The 16416-nt window shown below is 71.2% G+C and carries 17 protein-coding genes and 1 tRNA gene; 11 read left to right on the forward strand and 7 right to left on the reverse strand.

Going from position 1 to position 16416, the window contains the following annotated elements; translation table 11 throughout:
• Nucleotides 1-179 precede the first annotated feature (179 nt).
• From FPZ22_RS04760 to FPZ22_RS04780, 5 genes are all read left to right on the forward strand, one after another.
• Nucleotides 180-1724: an FAD-dependent oxidoreductase gene (locus tag FPZ22_RS04760; protein WP_144890892.1), complete on the forward strand. Its 1545-nt coding sequence runs from the start codon at nucleotides 180-182 to the stop codon at nucleotides 1722-1724.
• Nucleotides 1721-2605 (forward strand): patatin-like phospholipase family protein, encoded by an 885-nt coding sequence (locus FPZ22_RS04765; protein ID WP_144890894.1) that lies wholly within the window; start codon nucleotides 1721-1723, stop codon nucleotides 2603-2605. Before FPZ22_RS04760 ends, FPZ22_RS04765 begins: the two co-directional genes overlap by 4 nt.
• A 100-nt stretch (nucleotides 2606-2705) precedes the next feature.
• Nucleotides 2706-3530 carry a methylenetetrahydrofolate reductase [NAD(P)H] gene (gene metF / locus FPZ22_RS04770; RefSeq protein ID WP_144890896.1) on the forward strand — a complete coding sequence of 275 codons (825 nt, stop codon included), beginning with the start codon at nucleotides 2706-2708 and terminating at the stop codon, nucleotides 3528-3530.
• Between the two features lie 60 nt (nucleotides 3531-3590).
• Nucleotides 3591-4199 carry a hypothetical protein gene (locus FPZ22_RS04775; protein WP_144890898.1) on the forward strand — a complete coding sequence of 203 codons (609 nt, stop codon included), beginning with the start codon at nucleotides 3591-3593 and terminating at the stop codon, nucleotides 4197-4199.
• A 62-nt stretch (nucleotides 4200-4261) separates the two neighbouring features.
• Nucleotides 4262-5179 (forward strand): branched-chain amino acid transaminase, encoded by a 918-nt coding sequence (locus FPZ22_RS04780; RefSeq protein WP_144890900.1) that lies wholly within the window; start codon nucleotides 4262-4264, stop codon nucleotides 5177-5179.
• Nucleotides 5180-5198: 19 nt separating this feature from the next.
• Here the strand turns inward: FPZ22_RS04780 and FPZ22_RS04785 are convergent, their stop codons facing one another.
• From FPZ22_RS04785 to FPZ22_RS04810, 6 genes are all read right to left on the reverse strand, one after another.
• Nucleotides 5199-6548 (reverse strand): sensor histidine kinase, encoded by a 1350-nt coding sequence (locus FPZ22_RS04785; RefSeq protein ID WP_484177337.1) that lies wholly within the window; start codon nucleotides 6546-6548, stop codon nucleotides 5199-5201.
• Nucleotides 6535-7218 carry a response regulator transcription factor gene (locus FPZ22_RS04790; protein WP_144890904.1) on the reverse strand — a complete coding sequence of 228 codons (684 nt, stop codon included), beginning with the start codon at nucleotides 7216-7218 and terminating at the stop codon, nucleotides 6535-6537. The genes FPZ22_RS04785 and FPZ22_RS04790 overlap by 14 nt, the downstream gene beginning before the upstream one ends.
• Before the next feature lie 257 nt (nucleotides 7219-7475).
• Complete coding sequence (gene rimK, locus FPZ22_RS04795; RefSeq protein ID WP_144890906.1) at nucleotides 7476-8417, reverse strand: 30S ribosomal protein S6--L-glutamate ligase; 942 nt, start codon at nucleotides 8415-8417, stop codon at nucleotides 7476-7478.
• 45 nt (nucleotides 8418-8462) lie between these two features.
• A complete protein-coding gene (locus tag FPZ22_RS04800; RefSeq protein ID WP_144890908.1) occupies nucleotides 8463-8840 on the reverse strand; it encodes a DUF6746 family protein in 378 nt (125 codons plus the stop codon).
• A 218-nt stretch (nucleotides 8841-9058) separates the two neighbouring features.
• Nucleotides 9059-9132: transfer RNA gene (locus tag FPZ22_RS04805), tRNA-Gly, on the reverse strand.
• A gap of 74 nt (nucleotides 9133-9206) precedes the next feature.
• A complete protein-coding gene (locus tag FPZ22_RS04810) occupies nucleotides 9207-11012 on the reverse strand; it encodes an autotransporter domain-containing protein (RefSeq protein WP_210412732.1) in 1806 nt (601 codons plus the stop codon).
• Between the two features lie 182 nt (nucleotides 11013-11194).
• Here FPZ22_RS04810 and thiS point away from each other — a divergent pair, with 182 nt between their 5' ends.
• From thiS to FPZ22_RS04830, 4 genes are read left to right on the forward strand one after another with little or no spacing between them, the layout of a single operon-like run.
• The gene (thiS, locus tag FPZ22_RS04815) at nucleotides 11195-11428 is read left to right on the forward strand and encodes a sulfur carrier protein ThiS (protein ID WP_144890912.1); all 234 of its coding nucleotides are present in this window, start codon (nucleotides 11195-11197) and stop codon (nucleotides 11426-11428) included.
• A complete protein-coding gene (locus FPZ22_RS04820; protein WP_144890914.1) occupies nucleotides 11425-12225 on the forward strand; it encodes a thiazole synthase in 801 nt (266 codons plus the stop codon). The genes thiS and FPZ22_RS04820 overlap by 4 nt, the downstream gene beginning before the upstream one ends.
• Nucleotides 12225-12965: a tRNA (guanosine(46)-N7)-methyltransferase TrmB gene (trmB, locus tag FPZ22_RS04825; protein ID WP_144890916.1), complete on the forward strand. Its 741-nt coding sequence runs from the start codon at nucleotides 12225-12227 to the stop codon at nucleotides 12963-12965. The genes FPZ22_RS04820 and trmB overlap by 1 nt, the downstream gene beginning before the upstream one ends.
• Nucleotides 12966-12974: 9 nt before the next feature.
• A complete protein-coding gene (locus FPZ22_RS04830) occupies nucleotides 12975-14816 on the forward strand; it encodes an SLC13 family permease (protein ID WP_144890918.1) in 1842 nt (613 codons plus the stop codon).
• Nucleotides 14817-14908: 92 nt separating this feature from the next.
• On the opposite strand, the gene FPZ22_RS04835 is transcribed toward FPZ22_RS04830, so the two are convergent.
• Nucleotides 14909-15307: a Rieske (2Fe-2S) protein gene (locus FPZ22_RS04835; protein WP_144890920.1), complete on the reverse strand. Its 399-nt coding sequence runs from the start codon at nucleotides 15305-15307 to the stop codon at nucleotides 14909-14911.
• A 50-nt stretch (nucleotides 15308-15357) separates the two neighbouring features.
• On the opposite strand from FPZ22_RS04835, the gene FPZ22_RS04840 reads away from it, so the two are divergent.
• The gene (locus tag FPZ22_RS04840; protein WP_246120934.1) at nucleotides 15358-15654 is read left to right on the forward strand and encodes a hypothetical protein; all 297 of its coding nucleotides are present in this window, start codon (nucleotides 15358-15360) and stop codon (nucleotides 15652-15654) included.
• 32 nt (nucleotides 15655-15686) lie between these two features.
• Complete coding sequence (locus tag FPZ22_RS04845) at nucleotides 15687-16403, forward strand: fumarylacetoacetate hydrolase family protein (RefSeq protein ID WP_144890922.1); 717 nt, start codon at nucleotides 15687-15689, stop codon at nucleotides 16401-16403.
• Nucleotides 16404-16416 lie beyond the last annotated feature (13 nt).

The following is a 16416-nucleotide window of genomic DNA, read 5'->3' on the forward strand; positions in this document are numbered from 1 at the left end:
CGTTTGCGTTCGGGGCGCTGCCGACGTGCCCCGCAGCGCCGCGCGGCCGACGCCGCGCGCGGTGGCGGGACAGGTCGGCGCTGGCCGGCGGACGTCGAGCATGGCGTCTGCTCCTGTGAGGACATCCCTTGCTGACGCGTCAGGGGCGCCGGGCATGTGCCAGGCGCCAGGAGTCGACCATGGCACCGACCGACACGATTCCTTCCGGCCCCGACCTCGCAGGCGGCATTCCGCTGGCGGACATCCCCCGCGGAGGGACGCTGGCCGGCCACGTCGACGGCGCGCCGGTGCTGCTGGCCCGCTTCGACGATGGCGTTCACGCGGTCGGCGGCACCTGCAGCCACTACGGCGGGCCCCTGGCCGACGGCCTCGTGCTCGATGGCGAAGTCCACTGCCCCTGGCACCACGCCTGCTTCAGCCTGCGCACCGGGGCCGCGCTGCGCGCTCCCGCGTTCGCTCCGCTGGCCCGATGGGACGTGGACATCATCGACGACACCGTGTTCGTGCGCGCGCCGGACACCGCGCCCTCGCCGCCCGCGCCGACGTCGCCCCGCCGCAGGCGCGGCCACCCGGGACGGATCGCGATCATCGGTGGCGGGGCGGCCGGTTTCGCGGCGGCCGAACGTCTGCGCGGTCTGGGGTTCGCAGGCGCACTGTCGATGCTGAGCGCGGACGAGGCGCCGCCCTGCGACCGTCCCAACCTGTCCAAGGACTACCTCGCGGGCACCGCGCCCGAGGACTGGATCCCGCTGCAGGCGGCGGACTTCTACGATGCGCACGGAATCGATCTGCGCCTTGGCTGCGAGGTCCGGGCGATCGACACCGCCTCACGCCACCTGCTTGCCGCCGACGGCGCGCGCATCGCCTATGACGCACTGCTCATCGCCACCGGCGCGGAGCCGAGGCTGCTGACGCTCCCCGGCTTCGACCGCCCCAACGTCTTCACCCTGCGCTCACTGGCCGACGCGCGCGCGATCGTGGCCGCCTGCGCGCACGCCACCTCGGTCGCACTCGTCGGAGCCGGCTTCATCGGACTCGAAGCCGCCGGCGCGCTGCGGTCGCGCGGCCTGGAGGTCCACGTGGTCGCAAGGGAGGCGGTGCCGATGGCGCGCGCGCTCGGGCCCGATGTCGGCGGCTTCCTCCTCGACCTGCACCGGGCGCGGGGAATCGTCTTCCACACGGACGCGACGGTGAAGGACTTCGACGGCCGCGTCGTCACCCTCGAGGACGGCACCGGCATTCCCGCGGACGTGGTCGTCGTGGGCGTCGGAGTATCGCCACGCACGGAGCTCGTCTCGGGCACCGGGATCGCGGTACGCGACGGCATCCTGGTCGATGCCTGCCTGCGGACGGCGGTTCCCGGCATCCTCGCCGCCGGCGACGTCGCCCGCTATCCGCACGGCGACGGTGATCTCCGCATCGAACACTGGGTCCATGCGGAGCGCCAGGGCCAGGTGGCGGCCGCGAACCTGCTCGGCGATCCGGAGCCGTTCGCCGACGTGCCCTTCTTCTGGACTCACCACCAGGGCGTGGCCCTGCGCTGCAGCGGCGTCCTCCAGGGCTGGGACCGGATCCGCATCGACGGCGAACCGTCCCGGCGCGACTTCACCGCGCGTTATTACCGGGGCGGCCGCCTGGTCGCGGCGGCTTCGGTCGGGCGCGACCTCGAGAACCTGCGCCTCGAGGCCGCGCTCGCCGGGGAACGCACCTTCGCCTTTCCATGAGCGGCCCGGGCCCGACACGGACCGCGTTCGTGCTGGCGGGCGGCGGCAGCCTCGGGGCGGTCCAGGTCGGCATGCTCAAGGCCCTGGCGGATCACGGCATCGCGCCGGACTTCGTCGTCGGGGCCTCGGTGGGCGCGCTCAACGGAGCCCGCTATGCGGCCGAACCGCACGGGGATGGGGTCGCGCACCTGGAACGCACATGGCTGCGGCTGCGCAGGGCCGACATCTTCCCGCTGACGATGCGCGACGCGGCGCTCTGCCTGCTCGGTCGCCGCGGCCATTTCGCACAGCCGCACCGGCTGCGCGCGCTCATCGAATCCGAGCTCCCCTGCCGGCGGCTGGAGGACATGCCCCTGCCCTGCCACGTCGTCGCCACCGACGTGCTCGACGGAACCGAAGTCGTGATCTCTTCCGGCGACGCGGGCACGGCGCTCCTGGCGAGCACGGCGCTGCCGGCGGTCTTCCCGCCGGTGGAAATCGGCGGCCGGGCACTGATGGACGGTGGCATCTCCAGCAATACGCCGATCGCCGCCGCAGTGTCGCTCGGCGCCACCCGGGCCTTCGTGCTGCCGACCGGATCATCCTGCGCACTCGACGCCCCGCCGCGGGGGGCGATCGCGATGGCCCTGCACGCGCTGAACCTGCTGGCCATGCGCCAGCTGCTGGCCGACATCGACCGCTTCGCCTCGCGCTGCCAACTGATCGTGGTCCCGCCGCTCTGTCCGCTCGCGGTCCATGCCTATGACTTCTCACGCACCGGATCCCTCATCGCCCGGGCCGAAGCCGCCTCCCGCGAATGGCTGGCAAGGGACATGCGCCCGGCCGACCCGCGCTGGGCGCTGCTGCCGCATCGCCATAGGGCGCCCGAGGCCGTCGGCTGACCGGTCCGGCGGCGCGGCGGCCCGCCCCGGGGCCGCTTTCTCATACCTTCCATCGCGATAAAGCGATATTATCCTGCCGGACCAGGACACCCCCGACGCCATGACCCCGATCAGCTTCGAGTTCTATCCGCCCAAGAATGACGAGCAGCGCGCGCAGCTCGACCGTACCGCGGCCCGGCTCAAGGCCTGGGCGCCGGAGTACGTGTCCTGCACCTTCGGCGCCGGCGGATCCACGCTCAGCTACACCGGCGACACGGTGCGCGGCCTGATCGACAGGCACGGACTGGACGCCGCGCCGCACCTGTCCTGCGTCGGCGGCACCCGCGACGAGATCGCGGCACTGCTGGAGCGCTACCGCGAAGCCGGCTGCCGCCGCATCGTGGCGCTGCGCGGCGACCTGCCCTCGGGCATGGGCCATCCGGGCGAATTCCGCTACGCCGCCGACCTGGTCGCCTTCATCCGCGCCGAACACGGCGACCACTTCCACATCGAAGTCGCCTGCTACCCGGAGACCCATCCCCAGGCCGAGGACGCGCTCGCCGACCTGCGCCACTTCCGGGCCAAGGTCGAGGCCGGTGCCGACGGCGCCATCACCCAGTACTTCTACAACGCCGACGCCTATTTCCGCTTCGTCGACGAGGCGCGCGCACTCGGCGTCGAGGTGCCGATCGTGCCCGGCATCATGCCGATCGCGAACTTCAACCAGCTGCGGCGCTTCTCCGAGGCCTGCGGCGCGGAGATCCCGCGCTGGCTGGGCAGGCGCATGGCGGCCTACGGCGACGACGCCGACAGCATCCGCGAACTCGGTGCGGACGTCGTGTCCAGCCTGTGCCGGCGCCTGGTGGACGGCGGCGCTCCGGCCCTGCACTTCTACACGCTCAACCTCGCGCGTCCCGCAATGGCGGTGCTCGACAGGCTGAACTGAGGCGCGCCGCACGCGTCCGCGATGCTTCTGCGCGGCATCCGCGCGCGCTACCCTTGGCCGATGCCGTACCTGCGACGCCCTGCCCCGACCGGCGCGCTGCTGCTGGCCCTGGCCGCGACCACGACGCTGACCGCACCCGCCGTCGGACAGATCCGCCGCTGCACCGCAGCCGACGGCGGCACCGTGTACACCGACCGCAGCTGCGGCTCGATGGGCGCGGTGGAAAGCCGTCTCCGGATCGACGATGGCGCCGCGGCCGGCACGCCGCGCTACCGCGGCGGCTGCGCCCGGCGCCTGGACGACCTGGTGTTCGAAGTCGGTGCGGCCATCGACGCCGGCGACACCAACCGCCTGGCCCGCAGCTACCACTGGACCGGCCTGTCCACGCGCAGCGGCTACGAGGTGATCGACCGCCTCGACGCGATCGCGCAGCGCCCCCTGCTCGACATCGCCGAGGTGCGCCCGGCACCCGTGGTCGCGTCCACGTCCGTGCCGGCCGCGTGGACCGTGGCCGGCGGGACGCCTCCGCCACCGTCTCCGCCGCCACCGCGCGAGGCCGCACAGCCGGAAGGACTGCGCATCGAACAGACGCTGGCCGACGGCGTCACGCCCTCCTCCGCCACCTTCGGGCTCCGCCGGCACATGGACTGCTGGTGGATCACGTTCTGAGCGCAGGACCCCGCGCGGGCGCGCTGCGGCACAATGCGGGTTCCACACAGCGGAGCGGCGCGATGCGGTACCCGGAATGGATCTGGCACAACGGCGGCATCAAGCCCTGGGCCGAGGCGACCACCCACGTGATGTCGCACGCCCTGCACTACGGCTCCTCGGTGTTCGAGGGCATCCGCGCCTACGCGACGCCGGACGGCAGCGCCATCTTCCGTCTGCGCGACCACACCCGCCGCCTGTTCGCGTCGGCGCGGATCTACGAGATGGCGATCCCCTACACGGCCGACGAGCTCGACGCCGCCTGCCACGAGGTGGTGAAACGCAACGGGCTGAAGGAGGCCTACCTGCGGCCGGTCGCCTGGCGCGGCCTCGGCGGCTTCGGGCTGAGCGCGGACACGCCGATCGACGTCGCGGTGGCGAGCTGGCACATGGGCCCCTATCTGGGCGAAGGTGCGCTGACCGAGGGCATCGACGCCTGCGTCTCCAGCTGGCAGCGCTTCGCGCCCAACACCATTCCCGCGGGTGCCAAGGCGGGCGGCAACTACCTCTCCGGGCAACTGGTCGCGCGCGAGGCGCGGCGCCTGGGCTTCGGCGAAGGCATCGCGCTGGCCTCGACCGGCCTGCTCAGCGAGGGTGCCGGCGAGAACCTGTTCCTGGTCTTCGACGGCGCGCTGCACACCACGCCGGTCAGCGCGGCCCTGCTCAACGGCATCACCCGGGACTCGATCATCCGCCTTGCGCGCGACGCCGGCATCGAGGTGGTCGAACGCGACCTGCCGCGCGAATACCTCTACCTCTGCGACGAGCTCTTCATGTGCGGCACGGCCGCCGAGATCACGCCCATCCGCTCGGTCGACGGCCGCCAGGTGGGTGCCGGCCGCGCCGGTCCGGTCACCCTGCGCCTGCAGGAACTGTTCTTCGGTCTGTTCGACGGCAGCACGCCCGACCGCCATGGCTGGCTGGAGCCGCTGGGCGGATGAGCGCCTCGCGCGACCGGCCTCAACCGGTCGCGCCGTCCCCGTCGCCGGCCTCGAAGCGCAGCGTCGCCACCACGCCGCGCTCCTCGCCCGGCACCACCCGCACCTGCCACTCGTAGAGGCTGCACAGCCGGCGCACGATCGACAGGCCGATGCCGCCGCCATGGGTGTGCTCGGCGTAGCTCCCGCGATATCCACGCTCGAACAGGTTGGCGGCGTCCTCGTCGCTCAGGCCCGGTCCGGAATCGATGACATCGACCGCGCGCTCGTGCAGGCGGACCACCACCGCACCGGCGGCGGTGTACTTCACCGCATTGCCGATGAGGTTGCCCAACGCCACCGAGACCGCGGCCTCCGGCGCGTCCACCATCAAGGTCCCGGCTTCGCCCTCCAGGCGCAGCTCCAGGTCCTTGGAACCCAGCTGCGAGCGGTGCGCCTCGAGCAGCTGTTCGGCGACGCGGCACACATCGGTATTGCCGTGTCCGCGCTCGGCGCGCGACAGCAGCAGCAAGGCGCTGATCAGGTCGGTGCACTGCTGCTCGGCGCGCTGGATGCGCTGCAGGCGCGCCACGGTCTTGTCGTCGAGCCCGGGGCGCGTCAACAGCAGTTCGACCGCGCCCCTGATCACCGCCAGGGGCGTGCGCAGCTCGTGGCTGACGTCGGCGTTGAACTCGCGGTCGCGCTGGACGACCTCGGTCAGGCGCGTGGCGTAGTCGTCGAGCGCGGTCGCGAGCTCGCCCACTTCGTCGTCGGGGAAGTGCGGGGCCAGGGCCGCGGGGCGCGCGCTTTCGTCGGACGCCCCCAGCAGGTTGGCCAGCTCCGACACCGGCCGCATCACGCGCGACGCCGACCACCAGCCGATGAGTCCGGCAAGCGCGGTGAACAGCACCACCGCCGCGATCAGGATCAGCTTGATGCGCGCGCGCACCTCGGCGGTGCTCGTGGTGTCCTGGGCGACGAAGAACCAGTAGTCCGGGTCCTTCTTCACAACAAGCCGGTAGACGAAAGGCTTGCCATCCTGGATGCCATGCATGTTGTAGACCCCGGACTCGAGGTCGATCCAGTCCGGCTGCGCGTTGTGCCACTTGTCCGGCCCGAACACGTAGGCGCGCACGCTGCCCAGCGGCGACAGCTGCGCCGACTGGTCGACGTAGAAGCGCTCGGCGTAATCGTCGAGGTTCTCCTTCAGCACCGCTCCCACGGCCTGGTCCTCGACCACCGCGCCGACGTAGGCCGCGGCGATCGCGAACATGGCCGTCAGCCCCAGCCCGAGCAGGGCGAAGGACAGGATGATGCGGCTGCGCAGCCGGCGCCGGTAGCGGCGCCTGGAGCGGATGCCCCGCGCGGGGACCCCGCCCTCAGCTTTCGACATCGGGTGCCGCGATGCGATAGCCGATGCCATGCCGCGTCTGGATCAGCTGGGTCGGGAACGGTTTGTCGATCACCGCGCGCAGGCCGTGGATGTGCACGCGCAGGCTGTCCGAGTCCGGCAGCTCCTCGCCCCAGACCCGGGTCTCCAGCTCCTGGCGGGTGACCACCGCCGGAGCGGCCTCCATCAACGCCTGCAGGATCTTGAGCGCGGTGGGATTGAGCTGCAGCAGCTTGCCGCCGCGGCGCACCTCGAGGGTGTCGAGGTTGTACTCGAGGTCGGCCACTTCCAGGACACGGGTCTGCACACCCTTGCCGCGACGTGCCAGCGCGTTGAGACGCACCTCGACCTCCTGCAGCGCGAAGGGCTTGATCAGGTAGTCGTCGGCGCCGGAATCGAAGCCGGCCAGCTTGTTGTCGAGGCTGTCGCGAGCGGTCAGCATCAGCACCGGAGTCTGCTTGCGGGCCTCGTTGCGCAGCTTGCGGCAGACCTCGAGCCCGTCCATGCCGGGCAGGTTGAGGTCGAGCACCACGGCGTCGAAATCATGCACCACCGCCAGATGAAGCCCGGTGACGCCGTCGGCGGCGAAATCGACCGTATGGCCGCGGTCCTCCAGGTAGTCGCCGATGTTGGCGGCGATGTCCTGGTTGTCTTCGATCACGAGGATGCGCATGCGTGGGCCCTGTCAGGAGTCGGTGTTGGACCGCGCCCCGGTGGGCGCGTTCCCGTCTGTCGGCGATTCTTGCACAGCCTCTTGCGAGCGCCGCGCGACGGCCGCGGTGGCGGGCAGAAAATGGCCCGGGCAATCTGCTTGCCCGGGCCGAACAGTATTGCCCCGATGACCGCAATCCACGACTGACGACAGGAGTGACCGGTGACACGCAGGGATTTCGGTCGGATCACGCTACCCGCGGCCCGATTAAAGAGGCGTTAAACGCAGGGCTCTGTTTTCATGGCACGCGCGCGTCTCACGCGCTTGCGCGACTGCATGCCCGCCCCGGCCGCTTCTGCCGTAACGAAGTCGATGATTCGGCCCGCGATATCGACACCAGTGGAACACTCGATGCCTTCCAGGCCGGGCGAAGCGTTGACCTCCAGGACCAGCGGACCGCGGGCCGAAGGCACCAGGTCCACCCCGGCCACGCCCAGGCCCAGCACCTTCGCGGCGCGCACGGCCACCGCGGCATCGGCGGCGGACAGCACTACGGCCTCGGCGCTGCCCCCCCGGTGCAGATTGGCGCGGAAGTCGCCTTCGGGCGCCTGGCGGCGCATCGCCGCCACCACCTCGTCGCCCACGACCAGGCAGCGGATGTCGGAACCGCCGGCTTCGGCGATGAACTCCTGCATCAGGAAGGTGGCGTAAAGCCCGCGCAGCGCGTCGACCACGCTGCGCGAGGCGGACGGTTTCTCGGTCAGCATCACGCCCCGCCCCTGGCTGCCCTCGGTGAGCTTGATGACGTGCGGCGGCTCGCCGAGCAGGGCCAGCAGGTCGTCGGTGTCGTCCGGGTTGTCGCCGAACACGGTGACCGGCATGTCGATGCCCTGCGCTGCCAGCAGCTGGTGGCAGCGCAGCTTGTCGCGTGCGGCGGCGATCGCCCGGGACGGGTTGGGCGTGTGGCAGCCCATCAACTCGAACTGGTGCAACACGGCGTTGCCGTAGCGGGTGATGGACGCACCGATGCGCGGGATCACCGCGCCGTAGCCGGCCAGCGACTGCCCCTTGTAGCGCAGCGCGAAGCCTTGGCTGCCGATGCGCATGTAGCACCGCAGCGGGTCGAGCACGCGAACGCTGTGCCCACGCTGCCGCGCCGCCTCGACCAGGCGGCGCGTGGAGTAGAGCTTGCCGTTTCGGGAAAGGATCGCGAGCTTCATGTGCGCCTGCGCGGGAGCGTCGCGTGGGAGCCCGGAGGAACGGGCCTAGCGGGTGAGCTTTGTCGCCGCCTCGAGGTATTCCCGGCCCTGCGTCCTCACCACGTCGACCTGGTAACGCTCCGACGCCACGTGGAGTTCCTCCAGCGTTTCCTGCATCTCTTCCACGTCTTCGCTGATCCTCTCCAGCGCGTTCTCGAGGGTGTAGGTGATCTGGTGGATCTTCGCAGTGTCTTCCGGCCCGAGCTCACCCTTGGCGAGGATCGTTTGCAGCTCCGCGTTGTAGGAGGAGAGGTGGGCGAGCGCTTCTTCGAACGTCTCCGCCTTCTCGCCCTTGAAATGCGCGGGACGCTCGTCCGCCAGCGCGGTGGCGGAAAGGCCGAGGGAAAGCAGCGGCGCTGCCAGCAGGATGAACAGCTTCTTCATTGGAATGTCCCGGAGTGCGGAAGGGCATGGTAAGGGAATCCCGTTGCCGGACGCATGCAGGCCGGGCCGTGGAAATCCATGTGTCCATTCACCCCGGAAACACGAGCGCCATGAGCGGGGTCTTCCAGCCGCGGGGAGGCGGAGTCGCTCGGGGTCTCGGGAGAGATCGTCGGCTTCCGGGCCCCCGGGGATGCGGATCGGGGCGGCGCGGGTCGGAATGGAGCGGGTGATGGGAATCGAACCCACGTTAGCAGCTTGGGAAGCTGCAGTTCTACCATTGAACTACACCCGCGATGCGCGGCAAGTCTAGGGCGTTGCCAAGCGGCTGGCAACGCCGCGCGGCCCTGCCGCGCGGCGCACCGGGCTTCAGAATCCGGCGCCGACGCTGGCGAAGACCATGGCCTGCCTGCCCCGCTTCTCGCCGCTGTTGATGCTTGCGCCGATGTCGGCATCCAGGCCGAACAACCGCGTGCGCGCACCGAAGGTCAGCGTCGTCCAGGACTGGTCGTACTCCACGCCGGGCACCGCGTACGGCAGCGCGCCCGGGATCGACAGCGAGCGCGCGAAGGCCTCCCCGGCCTCGTCCTCGAATTCGCGGTCGATGGTCAGCCGTGCGTACGGCACCAGGTGGTCGTGGATCGTATACGCCAACTGCCAGCCCGCGCTGCCGACCATCGAATCGAACTCCTGGTCGAGATAGCCCAGCGCGGTCGACAGCGTCGGATCGCTCTCGCTGAAGCCGTCGACTTCGATCCGCTGCGCCACCACCCCCAGCACCGGGCCGTGGCGAAGCGCGCCCCCGCCCAGGTTCCAGCCGCCCTGCAGGGCGAGGCTCAGGTTGCTGCCGTCGGTGGAGCCGGCATGCGTGCGCAGCGCCGGCCCCAGCGGCACCTGGCGCTCGACGTCGAAATCCAGGCGCGTGTAACCGAGCTGGCCGTTGATCCAGGCGCCGGCCTCGCTGCGCCAGCCCAGGTAAGCGCCCACCGAGGCCTCCGACTGGTCCCAGTCGCCGCGCCGCCCGCCCCAGTCGTTGGCCTGGACGCCATAGCCGATGAAGCCGCCATACGTGAAGCCGCCGTCGCCACGGTCCATGCCCACGGTCAGCGCCGGACCGGCGCCGTCGTAGTGGTCGCCGTGCGCATAGCGCTGGAAGTCCCCGCGCAGGTCGACCCACCAGCGCGTGCCGGTCGCGTCGCCGCGGCCGGCGACCTGCGCGTCCACGCGCGCGGCGCGGTTGCGGCCGGTGCCGGCGGCCGAATGCGGCAGCACCGCCATCTGGCGCGGCCCCTCGATCGCGGCGATGGCAAGGTCGGCCAGCGCGCGATGCGCGCCGCTGGCCGGGTGCACGCCGTCGGCGAACAGATAGGTGTTCGGGGCGTCGGGGCTGACCAGGCTGGTCGGGTTGCAGGTCAGCGATTGCGCGGTGATCTGCGGCATGCAGGCCGTACCGGTGACGTTGCCGATGCCGAACCGCCCCGGGTCCGCCACGATCTCGCGCAGGAAGCCGAAGGTATCGACCGGAATCACGCGCAGGCCATTGGCCGCCAGGGTGGCGTACAGCGCCTGGTTGTAACCCGTGGCCAGGGCCGTGCCCTGCGCGGCCGCCGCCGGCCCCTGCGCCCGGAAGGACGGGGTGAGACCGAGGTCCGGGATGTTGGGGACCAGCACATAGCGCGCGCCGGCGGCCTGCAGGCTGCCGACGATCCCGGCCTGGGCGGCCACCGCGCCGCCGACGATGGCCGGGGCGTTGGCCGGAGCCGCGGCCGCCGCGAACAGGTCGTTGGCGCCGCCCCAGACCGTGTAGAGCGCGCGGGGATCGGCCACTCCGCCGTTGGCGGCGAGGTAGCGGCTGGCCTGGGTGGCCAGCGAAGGCGTGAAGCCCAGCGCCCCGTTGACGTCGATGCCGTTGCGCGCGCCGCCGGCCGCATGGTTGTCGCCGGTCTGGCCGTTGCCGTTGGGCGTGGCTCCCGTGCCGTAGTTCTGGGCCAGCCACTGCGACCAGACCAGGCCGGGGTTGGTGGTGAACTGGCCGGTCACCGCCCGCGCGTTCGCGGGCAGCAGCGGCCGGAAATAGCCGGAGTCGGTGAGGCTGTCGCCGAAGAACACAGTGCGCGAGAAGGGCTGGTCGCTGGCGGTGGCGGGAAGGACGGCCAGCGCCAGCGCTGCGGCCAGCAGCGGGCCGGAAATGGGGCGGGATGTCGACATCGGTAGCTCCTTGCGGCGAGTCGGGGCCCGTTGCCCGGGCACGAAGCCGCCATCGTTCCACGCCGCCGCTCACCGGCTCAATGTGCAGTGCGGCAAGCCGCCGGCCCGCCCGCCATGCAATCGCCCGTCCGGCGGGCGACAATGCCGCCATGGACATCATCCTCAACGGCGAGCCGCAGGCCCTGGCCGGCCCCTGCACCGTCCTCGCCCTGCTGGAATCGAAGGAGCTGGCCGGGCGCAAGGTCGCGGTCGAGGTCAACGGGACCATCGTGCCGCGCAGCCTGCACGCCGAACACGCGCTGAAGGACGGCGACCGGATCGAGATCGTGCACGCCCTGGGGGGGCGGCTGACCGGCGGCGCTTGCGTGATAATGGCGCAATGACCAGCCCAGACCCCCGCGGCGGCGACGCCCTCGTCATTGCCGGAACGCCCTTCCGGTCCCGCCTGCTCACAGGCACCGGCAAGTTCAAGGATCTCGAGGAGACCCGCCAGGCCACCGAGGCCGCGGGCGCCGAGATCGTCACCGTCGCCATCCGGCGCACCAACATCGGCCAGGATCGGGGCGAGCCCAACCTGCTCGACGTGCTGCCGCCGGATCGCTACACGATCCTGCCCAACACCGCGGGCTGCTATACCGCGGACGAGGCCGTGCGCACCTGCCGCCTGGCCCGCGAGCTGCTCGACGGGCATTCGCTGGTGAAGCTCGAGGTGCTGGGCGACCAGCGCACGCTGTTCCCGGACGTGGTGCAGACCCTGAAGGCGGCCGAGGAGCTGGTGGCCGACGGCTTCCAGGTCATGGTCTACACCTCCGACGACCCGATCCTGGCCAAGCGCCTGGAAGAGATCGGCTGCGTGGCGGTCATGCCGCTGGCCGCGCCGATCGGCTCGGGCCTGGGCATCCAGAACCGCTGGAACCTGCTCGAGATCGTCGACAACGCCAAGGTGCCGATCATCGTCGACGCCGGCGTGGGCACCGCGTCCGACGCCGCCATCGCCATGGAGCTCGGCTGCGACGGCGTGCTGATGAACACCGCCATCGCAGGCGCGCGCGAACCGGTACTGATGGCGCATGCGATGAAGCTCGCGGTCGAGGCCGGCCGCGCCGCGTTCCGCGCCGGACGCATCCCGCGCAAGCGCTACGCCAGCGCCTCGTCTCCGGTCGACGGCCTCGTCGGCTGATGACCGACCCGTTCTCGAGCCCGGGCTCCAAGGCACCGCCCAAGCCCTTCACCGTCGAGGACGGGCATCGCCGGGTGCGCAGCTTCGTGCTGCGCCAGGGACGGTTCACGCCGGCGCAGCAGCGCGCGTTCGACGCGCTGTGGCCGCGCTTCGGGCTCGACTACGCCGGCACGCCGCTCGACTTCGACGCCGCCTTCGGCCGCAGTGCGCCGCGCATCCTCGAGATCGGCTTCGGCAACGGCGAGGCGCTGCGATTCTCGGCCGCCAACGACCCCGGCCGCGACCACATCGGCATCGAGGTGCACGCCCCGGGGGTGGGCCGCCTGCTCAACGCGCTCGCCGAGGACGGCAGCGACAACGTGCGCCTCTACCACCACGATGCCGTGGAGGTGCTGGAGAACGAGGTCGCCGACGCCAGCCTCGATGAAGTCCGCATCTACTTTCCCGATCCCTGGCACAAGAAGCGCCACACCAAGCGCCGGCTGGTGAATCCCGCCTTCGCCGCGCTGCTGGTGCGCAAGCTCGCGCCGGACGGGCGCTTGCACCTCGCCACCGATTGGCAGGACTATGCGGAGCAGATGTGGGACGTGCTCGACGCCACGCGGGGGCTGGAGAACCGCGCGGGGCCACGGGGCCACGTGCCGCGGCCCGGATGGCGTCCGCAGACGCATTTCGAGAGCCGCGGCCAGCGCCTCGGCCACGGGGTGTGGGACCTGCTCTACGACAGGACCGGGGACTAGACGCAGGACATGGAAACGCTTGCCCTCACCACCGACATGAAGCTCGTGCTCGGGCTGGTCGCGATGGTGATGGTGCTGTTCCTGTTCGAGCGCGTGCGCGCCGACCTCGTCGCGCTGGTGGTGCTCGTGGTGCTGGGCCTGACCGGCCTGGTGGCGCCCGAGGACATCTTCAACGGCTTCTCGTCGAACGCGGTGATCAGCATCATCGCGACCATGATCCTGGGCATGGGCCTGGACCGCACCGGCGCGCTGAACCGGCTGGCCGCCTGGCTGCTGCGACGGTCGAAAGGCATGGAGAAGCGGCTGCTGCTCTACACCTCCGCCATCGCCGGCCTCAACTCGTCATTCATGCAGAACCCGTCGGTGATGGCCCTGTACCTGCCGGTGGCCTCGCGCCTGGCCTCGCGCACCGGCCTGCGGCTGTCGCGCTTCCTGCTGCCGATCTGCGCGGCGATCATCATGGGCGGCTCGCTGACCATGGTCGGCAACTCGCCGCTGATCCTCCTCAACGACCTCCTGGTGGCGGCCAACGCCAACCTGCCGTCGGGCGTGGCCACGCTCGAACCGCTGCCGATGTTCGCGCCGCTGCCGATCGGCCTGGCCCTGCTGGTGATCGCGCTGGCCTATTTCCATTTCTTCGGCGACCGCCTGCTCGGCGGCGGCGGCGAGAGCGACGGCAGCGTGACCCCGGCGCGCACGCAGAGCTACTTCGCCCGTGCCTACGGCATCGAGGGCGACGTGTTCGAGCTCACCGTCAGCGCCGACAGCCCGCTGGTGGGCATGGCGCTGGGCGAGGCCGAGAGCCTGCACGGCGCGCCGCTGCTGTTGGCGCTGAAGACCGGCAACGACGCGCGCCTGGCGCCGCCCGGCGACGCCCGCATCTGGGTCGGCAGCGTGATCGGCGCGATGGGCCCGCGGCAGCAGGTGGCCGACTTCGCCCAGAACAACATGCTGCGCATGTCGGCGCGGCTGCGCGAGTTCGGCGACCTGTTCAACCCAAGTCGGGCCGGCATCTCCGAGGCGGTCGTGCCGCCGACCTCGAAGTTCATCGGCAAGAGCGCCGCCGACCTGGCGATGCGCAAGAACTACAACATCAGCCTGCTGGCGGTGAACCGCGACAAGGAAGTGCTGCGCGACGACATCCGCAACCTGCCGCTGCGCGCCGGCGACATGCTGGTGCTGCACAGCATCTGGCAGGACCTGGCGCAGACCGCGGCCAACCGCGACTTCGTCGTGGTCACCGATTTCCCCAAGGGCGAGCAGCGGCCGCACAAGTTCAAGGTGGCGATGGCGATCTTCGCGGTCACCATCCTGGTGGCGCTGGGCTCGGACCTGCCGACCTCGATCGCGCTGATGACCGGCGTCGCCGGCATGCTGGTCTGCGGCGTGCTGAAGATGGACGAAGCCTATTCGGCGATCAGCTGGAAGACGGTCTTCCTGATGGCCTGCCTGATCCCGCTCGGCTGGGCCATGGACACCAGCGGTGCCGCGGCCTGGATCGCCGGCCACACCATCGAGGCGCTGCCCGAGGGACTGCCGGTGTGGGCGATCCAGTTCACCGTCGCCGCGCTGACCGCCACGTTCTCGCTGGTCATCAGCCACGTGGGTGCCACCATCGTGATGGTGCCGCTGGCGATCAACCTCGCGCTGGCCGCCGGAGGCGATCCCACCGTCTTCGCCCTGATCGTGGCGCTGTCGGCCTCGAACAACCTGGTGACCTCGTCCAACCCGGTGGTGTCGATGGTGGTCGGCCCCGCCGACTATTCCGCGCGCGACCTGTGGCGCGTGGGCGCGCCGCTGTCGGTGGCCTACCTGCTGGTGGTGGTGGCGCTGGTGAACCTGATCTTCTGAGCCGGTGCCCCCGCCCGGCTGCGGCACCCCCTGCAGGAGCAGCTACAGCTGCGACCGCACGCTGGCAAACCCGGTCGCAGCTGCAACTGCTCCTACACCTGCCCGGGAACGGCCGAGGGGTCGGCGAGCCAGACGGCCTCTCCGCGGACTTCGACCGGGACGGGGCGCAGCGCGTCGCCCCGGCAGGGCCCGGCTTCGCACACGCCGCCCACCGTCTCGAAGCTGGCGCCGTGCACCGCGCACACCAGCAGCCCCGTCTTCGAGACCAGGAACCGCCCCGGCGCCCAGTCCAGGCGCCGGCCGGCGTGCGGACAGACATTGAGCCAGGCGCGCACGGCACCGTCCGCGGCGCGATGCAGGATCAGGGATTCCGCGACACCGTCGACCGGGGCCTCGGCCTCGGCGAAGCCGCCGGCGGGCAGGGCGTCCAGCGAAAGCAGGGGGCTACCGCGGCCATCGGTTAACGCTTCACTTACATCTCTGGGCGTCATCGGGCTGATACTCGCACCGTCACCAAGTCTTCACATTCTGGCACCGCCGCATGATCAACCGCACCTTCCGCAGCGTCCACGCGCGTTTCGACGCCAGCCAGCTGGGCGCAATGTTCGCACCCCGCAAGCCCCGCCATCCACTCCTGCGCCTCGCCGTGGGCCTGGTGGGCCTGGCGCTGCTGGCCGCGCTGCTGGTCGTCGGCGTGGTGGTCGGCACGGCGATGCTCGCCGCCGGCCTGGTGCGCCGCCTGCTGACCCGCGGCGGCCGGACGCAGGCGCGCGGCGGCAGCGTGGTCGAGGCCGAGTACCGCGTCGTCGACAAGCCGGTGCATACCCTGCCCTACTGAGCGCCACGCGCGCCCTTTTCCTGGAGCCTTCCATGACCGACGTGATCCCCGCGCCGGCGCCGGTCCGCGTGCCGGTGCGCGGCGGCGGCAGCTTCCCCGTGCGCCGCGTGTACTGCGTGGGCCGCAACTTCGCCGACCACGCCCGCGAGATGGGCGCGCAGGCCCCGGCCTCGAAGGCCGAGCGTGGCAGCCCGGTGTTCTTCTCCAAACCGGCCGACGCGGTCGTCATCGGCGGCGAGGTCCGCTACCCGCCGGCCACCTCCGATCTGCACCACGAGGTGGAGCTGGTGGTGGCGCTGGGGCATGACGCCCCCGGAGGCGTCCTCGATCCGGAGGAGGCCCAGGCCCTGGTGTTCGGCTACGGCGTGGGCCTGGACCTGACCCGTCGCGACCTGCAGGCCGCCGCGAAGAAGGCCGGCCTGCCCTGGGACACCGGCAAGGGCTTCGACGAGTCCGCGCCCGTCAGCGAACTGGTGCCTGCGGCCGACATCGGCGAACTGGCGCCCCGCCGGCTGTCGCTGGCGGTCAACGGCACCGAACGCCAGGCCGCGCTGCTGTCCGACCTGATCTGGGACGTGCCCGAGATCCTGCATGAGCTGTCGAAGCTCTATGCCCTGCGCGCCGGCGATCTGGTGTTCATGGGCACGCCCGCGGGCGTGGCCGCCCTGTCACCCGGCGACGACTGCGAGGCCCGGCTGGACGACGCCATCGTGCTCCGGTGCCGGATCGCCCCGGCGCGTGTAGGCTAGCGGCGATTCCCGC

It is taken from the genome of Luteimonas granuli (assembly GCF_007795095.1).
Classification (GTDB): domain Bacteria; phylum Pseudomonadota; class Gammaproteobacteria; order Xanthomonadales; family Xanthomonadaceae; genus Luteimonas; species Luteimonas granuli.

Excerpts from the sequence above, each read along its gene's own strand:
- FPZ22_RS04760 (WP_144890892.1), top strand. The coding sequence starts at position 180 with ATGGCACCGACCGACACGATTCCTTCCGGCCCCGACCTCGCAGGCGGC.
- FPZ22_RS04765 (WP_144890894.1), top strand. The coding sequence starts at position 1,721 with ATGAGCGGCCCGGGCCCGACACGGACCGCGTTCGTGCTGGCGGGCGGC.
- metF (WP_144890896.1), top strand. The coding sequence starts at position 2,706 with ATGACCCCGATCAGCTTCGAGTTCTATCCGCCCAAGAATGACGAGCAG.
- FPZ22_RS04775 (WP_144890898.1), top strand. The coding sequence starts at position 3,591 with ATGCCGTACCTGCGACGCCCTGCCCCGACCGGCGCGCTGCTGCTGGCC.
- FPZ22_RS04780 (WP_144890900.1), top strand. The coding sequence starts at position 4,262 with ATGCGGTACCCGGAATGGATCTGGCACAACGGCGGCATCAAGCCCTGG.
- FPZ22_RS04785 (WP_484177337.1), bottom strand. The coding sequence starts at position 6,548 with ATGTCGAAAGCTGAGGGCGGGGTCCCCGCGCGGGGCATCCGCTCCAGG.
- FPZ22_RS04790 (WP_144890904.1), bottom strand. The coding sequence starts at position 7,218 with ATGCGCATCCTCGTGATCGAAGACAACCAGGACATCGCCGCCAACATC.
- rimK (WP_144890906.1), bottom strand. The coding sequence starts at position 8,417 with ATGAAGCTCGCGATCCTTTCCCGAAACGGCAAGCTCTACTCCACGCGC.
- FPZ22_RS04800 (WP_144890908.1), bottom strand. The coding sequence starts at position 8,840 with ATGAAGAAGCTGTTCATCCTGCTGGCAGCGCCGCTGCTTTCCCTCGGC.
- thiS (WP_144890912.1), top strand. The coding sequence starts at position 11,195 with ATGGACATCATCCTCAACGGCGAGCCGCAGGCCCTGGCCGGCCCCTGC.
- FPZ22_RS04820 (WP_144890914.1), top strand. The coding sequence starts at position 11,425 with ATGACCAGCCCAGACCCCCGCGGCGGCGACGCCCTCGTCATTGCCGGA.
- trmB (WP_144890916.1), top strand. The coding sequence starts at position 12,225 with ATGACCGACCCGTTCTCGAGCCCGGGCTCCAAGGCACCGCCCAAGCCC.
- FPZ22_RS04830 (WP_144890918.1), top strand. The coding sequence starts at position 12,975 with ATGGAAACGCTTGCCCTCACCACCGACATGAAGCTCGTGCTCGGGCTG.
- FPZ22_RS04835 (WP_144890920.1), bottom strand. The coding sequence starts at position 15,307 with ATGACGCCCAGAGATGTAAGTGAAGCGTTAACCGATGGCCGCGGTAGC.
- FPZ22_RS04840 (WP_246120934.1), top strand. The coding sequence starts at position 15,358 with ATGATCAACCGCACCTTCCGCAGCGTCCACGCGCGTTTCGACGCCAGC.
- FPZ22_RS04845 (WP_144890922.1), top strand. The coding sequence starts at position 15,687 with ATGACCGACGTGATCCCCGCGCCGGCGCCGGTCCGCGTGCCGGTGCGC.